The organism is Ilyobacter sp. (genome assembly GCF_041583315.1).
GTDB lineage: Bacteria > Fusobacteriota > Fusobacteriia > Fusobacteriales > Fusobacteriaceae > Ilyobacter.
The window spans coordinates 1-4,680 of record NZ_JBFHGC010000201.1; the positions used below are offsets into that span (position 1 = coordinate 1).

The window sequence follows — 4,680 nt, forward strand, 5'->3', positions numbered from 1 at the left end:
AGGAAGTTTGACGGGTCAGCTTTCTGTCCTACTACCTGTGATACCCTTGCTGCCATTGGTACCGCAGATACTCCTGCAGATCCGATCAGTGGATTGATTGGAACTTTTAGGAATTTGTTCATAACCTTAGCAAGAACTACTCCTGATCCTGTTCCTATTCCAAAGGCTACTACTCCTAGTGCCAGGATAGCAAGTGTCTCTACTTTTAGGAAGGCTTCAGCAGTTGCAGTAGCTCCAACTGTTACTCCTAGGAAAATTGTGATGATATTGATCAGCGCATTCTTAGCTGTATCTTCTAGTCTTCCTACTACTCCACTTTCTCTGAATAGGTTTCCAAGCATAAGCATACCGATTAGAGTCGCTGCTGGAGGTACTATTAGAGATACTATGATAGTAACTACGATAGGGAAAATGATTTTCTCTTTCTTTGTTACCATTCTCATCTGTGACATTTTTATTATTCTTTCCTTCTCTGTTGTAAGAGCTTGCATGATAGGCGGCTGAATGATTGGTACAAGCGCCATATATGAATAAGCTGCTACAGCTATTGGTCCCATTAGGTGCGGAGCCAGTTTTGAAGAAAGGAAGATCGCAGTAGGTCCGTCTGCTCCTCCGATGATTCCGATTGAAGCTGCTTCCTGAGCTGTAAACAGTCCAGAAGCTATCGCTCCTAGGAAAGTAACGAAGATTCCAAACTGAGCTGCTGCTCCAAGAAGAAGTGATTTAGGATTTGCAATTAACGGACCGAAATCTGTCATTGCCCCTACACCCATAAAGATTAATGGAGGGAAGATACCTAAATGGTCACCTTGGAAAAGGTAGTAAAGTAATCCTCCAGGCTCTGCTGTATGTACTACATACTGCACTGCTCCTGAAGCTGTAAGATGCTCTTTTACTTCCATTAAAGGCTCTGCCATCATACCGGCAAATGGAAGGTTTGTAAGAAGCATTCCGAAAGAGATAGGAACCAATAAGAGAGGTTCAAATCCTTTTACTATAGCAAGGTACATGAAAATACAGGCAACTATCATCATTGCGATGGCCCCTATATTCATACCATAGAAACCTGTACTGGTATAAAAATCTATCAAAGCTTGTAACATAACAATTGTCCCCCTCTGGATATTAAGATAATACTACTAGTATATCTCCTGCATTAACTGAAGCACCTTGCTGTACTCTAACTTCAGTAACTGTTCCGTCATGAGGAGCCATAATTTCATTTTCCATTTTCATTGCTTCTAATACTACTAAGATATCCCCTTTAGAAACTTTCGCTCCTGCGTGGACTCCCACATTGATTATTGTTCCAGGCATAGGTGCAGTTACTGTGTTTACTCCTGCTCCTGCTCCTGCTGCAGTAGTTACTGGCTTTGGTGCTGCTGCTGGCTTTGGTGCTGCTGCTGGTGCTGCTGGTCTAGCTGCTACTGGTGCTGCTGCTGGTCTAGCTGCTACTGGTGCTGCTCCTCCGATTTCCTCTACTGCTACATCATATTCATTTCCATTAACTACTATTTTGAAGTTTTTCATAATTTAATTTTTCCTCCCTAAGATTCATTTAAAATCAAAATGTTTTTAATCTAATAAAAATTAAAATCTTGTGCTCATTTGGTCAACAATTCCTGCTCTTCCCCATGTAGGAGTAGCATCTGCAACTTTTCTGATATTTTGTATAACAACATTATTTGAAGAAGTACCTAAATGTGCCGCTACAGCAGCAGCTATTACCGCAACTAATTCTTCATCGTTAGTTGCTGCAACTTCTTCCTGAACTGGTGCCGCCTGAGTATTTGTTGGTACTGGCGTACTTGCCGCCGCTGCCTTTGGCTTTTCAGCCAAAATAGTTGTCATGAATCCTATCAAAAATTGTATGAATATAAGTGCCGTAACCGTGATACCCATACCAAGGATTACAGTCACACCTACACCCATCATCTTATCCCCCATACCAAGGGATTTGATAGTTTCAGGATTTCCAAACAGCTTCATAAGTTCTGCAATATTCATCTATTCATCACTCCAATTGGTTTTTATAAAGGGATATTTCCATGCTTTTTAGCAGGTAATTTTTCCCTCTTACCTTCAAGCATATTAAATGCATCAACAAGTCTCTGTCTAGTTGTCTTAGGTTCAATTACATCATCAACCATACCTCTTCTTGCTGCTTGATAAGGACTGGCAAATTCTTCTGTATATTCGTCAAATCTCTGTTTAGCCATCGCTTCTTTGTCTGTTGCTGCTTTGATATCATTTCTAAAGATGATATTAACTGCTCCAGCTGCTCCCATAACTGCGATTTCTGCTGTAGGCCAAGCTAAGGCTACGTCTGCTCCCATAGCTTTAGAACACATAGCAAGATATGCTCCTCCGTAAGCTTTACGAGTTATTAATGTTACTTTTGGTACAGTAGCTTCACTGTAAGCATATAGCATCTTAGCACCATGTCTGATGATTCCTCCGTACTCTTGAGTAGTTCCAGGTAGGAATCCAGGCACGTCAACTATTGTTAATAGTGGAATATTGAATGCGTCACAAGTTCTTACAAATTTAGCACACTTATCTCCGGCGTTCATATCTAAACATCCAGCCATAACTTTTGGTTGGTTTGCTACGATACCTACAGATTTACCGTTTATTCTTGCAAAGCAAGTGATAAGGTTTTTAGAGTAATGAGGTTGATACTCCATGTACTCTCCGTCATCTACTATTGTAGTTATTATATCAAACATATCGTAAGCTCTGTTTGGACTGTCCGGGATAATAGTATCCAGGTTATCAAACATAGCGTTTAAGTCTCCGTCAAAAGCAAATTCAGGTGCTTTTTCCATGTTGTTTGATGGTAAGAATCCGATAAGTCTTCTGATGTCATCAAGACAAGCTTTATCATCTTGTGATACAAACTGAGCACATCCACTTACAGAGTTATGAGTCATAGCTCCACCAAGTTCTTCAGCTGTAACTATTTCCCCAGTAACAGTTTTGATTACTTGAGGTCCTGTGATGAACATTTGAGAAGTTTTATCTACCATGAAGATAAAGTCAGTAAGAGCTGGAGAATAAACTGCTCCTCCTGCACAAGGTCCCATGATTGCAGAGATTTGAGGTATTACTCCAGAATAGATAGAGTTTCTGTAGAAGATATCTCCGTATCCAGAAAGGGCATCTACAGCCTCTTGTATTCTAGCTCCACCCGAATCGTTAATTCCTACGAAAGGTGCTCCTACTTTTGCAGACATGTCCATTGCTTTACATATCTTCTTTGCATGCATTTCTCCAAGTGATCCACCAGTTACAGTAAAGTCCTGTGAGAAAGCATATACAAGTCTTCCGTCAACCATTCCGTAACCAGTTACTACTGATTCAGATGGAAGATCTTGCTTGTCCATACCAAAGTTTGTACATCTATGCTGTACAAAGGCATCTATTTCGATAAAAGTTCCTGCGTCGAAAAAGTACTCAAGTCTTTCACGAGCAGTCATTTTTCCACCTGCATGTTGTTTTTCGATTCTTTTAATTCCTCCACCAAGAGAAATCTTTTCTTTCATTTTTAGCATCTTCTCTATTTTAGAAGCAGCAACAGACATAATTTTATAGCCCCCTTAGTTTTTATTGTCTTTCACTTAATTCAATTAACACTCCGCAAGTTCCCTTTGGATGCATAAATGCTATCTTTGCTCCTCCAGCACCGTATCTAGGTGATTGGTCGATCATTCTGTATCCTTTTTCTATCATTTCAGCTATAGCTTCTTCGATGTTTTCTACTTTAAAAGCTACGTGTTGAACTCCTTCACCTTTTTTCTCGATGAATTTTGCAATAGGACCGTCTGGAGAAGTAGATTCTAATAATTCAATCTCAGTATCTCCTACAGGCATAAAAGCAACTCTTACTTTTTGCTCTTCCACAGTTTCAATTCCGTGTAGAGGTATACCCATTACATCCTCATAAAATTTTACAACAGAATCAAGGTCTTTTACCGCAATACCAATATGGTCTACTTTTAATGCTTTCATTTTTACCTCCCATTTATTTTTTATTAATTCATGTTAATTTTTTCTAATATTATTTCTGCAGCCGAATAAGGATCAGTTTCCTTTTTGGCAACCTTTTCAGATAAATTATCTATCACTTCACCGTTATATGTTTTTTCAAAAAGCTTTCTTGCCATTCTTTCTTTTACAATGGTGAGAAGTTCACTTTTTCTATTCTCTACACGTCTTATATGACCCTTTCCGCTTCCAGTCATATACTCTCTGTGTTCGAGGATAGAATCAAACAACTCTTTAATACCCTGATTTTCAACAGCAACAGCCATATTAACCGGAGGATTCCACTCGTTTTTATTAAACTCAAGCATCATCCTAATTTCACGCGCTGTTTTCTGAGCGCCATCTCTGTCTGCCTTATTTATGACAAACACATCTCCGATTTCCATAACTCCTGCTTTGATTGCCTGAATATCATCTCCCAAACCTGGAACCATTACCATAAGTGTAGTATCACAAGATTTTACAATATCTACTTCTGACTGGCCTACTCCTACTGTTTCTACAAATATATATTCACAACCATATATGTCTAGGATGTCAACAGCTATTCCTGTGGCCTCTGAAATTCCGCCTAGGTTTCCTCTGGCACCCATTGACCTTATAAAAACACCTGGATCAGTATTAAGGTCGCTC

At 39.5% G+C, this 4,680-nt stretch carries 6 protein-coding genes; all 6 read right to left on the reverse strand.

What is annotated here, in order from left to right; translation table 11 throughout:
• On the reverse strand, positions 1–1,103 hold a 1,103-nt coding region (locus ABZA26_RS08110), incomplete at its 3' end, for a sodium ion-translocating decarboxylase subunit beta (RefSeq protein WP_372714022.1).
• Positions 1,104–1,125: 22 nt separating this feature from the next.
• Positions 1,126–1,530, reverse strand: coding sequence for a biotin/lipoyl-containing protein (locus tag ABZA26_RS08115; RefSeq protein WP_372714023.1), 405 nt, complete (start codon positions 1,528–1,530; stop codon positions 1,126–1,128).
• A 60-nt stretch (positions 1,531–1,590) separates the two neighbouring features.
• The gene (locus ABZA26_RS08120) at positions 1,591–2,007 is read right to left on the reverse strand and encodes an OadG family protein (protein ID WP_372714024.1); all 417 of its coding nucleotides are present in this window, start codon (positions 2,005–2,007) and stop codon (positions 1,591–1,593) included.
• Positions 2,008–2,030: 23 nt separating this feature from the next.
• A complete protein-coding gene (locus ABZA26_RS08125) occupies positions 2,031–3,584 on the reverse strand; it encodes an acyl-CoA carboxylase subunit beta (protein ID WP_372714025.1) in 1,554 nt (517 codons plus the stop codon).
• A gap of 22 nt (positions 3,585–3,606) precedes the next feature.
• Positions 3,607–4,011, reverse strand: coding sequence for a methylmalonyl-CoA epimerase (mce, locus tag ABZA26_RS08130; RefSeq protein WP_372714026.1), 405 nt, complete (start codon positions 4,009–4,011; stop codon positions 3,607–3,609).
• A 23-nt stretch (positions 4,012–4,034) separates the two neighbouring features.
• The coding region (locus ABZA26_RS08135) for an ArgK/MeaB family GTPase (RefSeq protein WP_372714027.1) at positions 4,035–4,680 on the reverse strand (646 nt) is incomplete at its 5' end.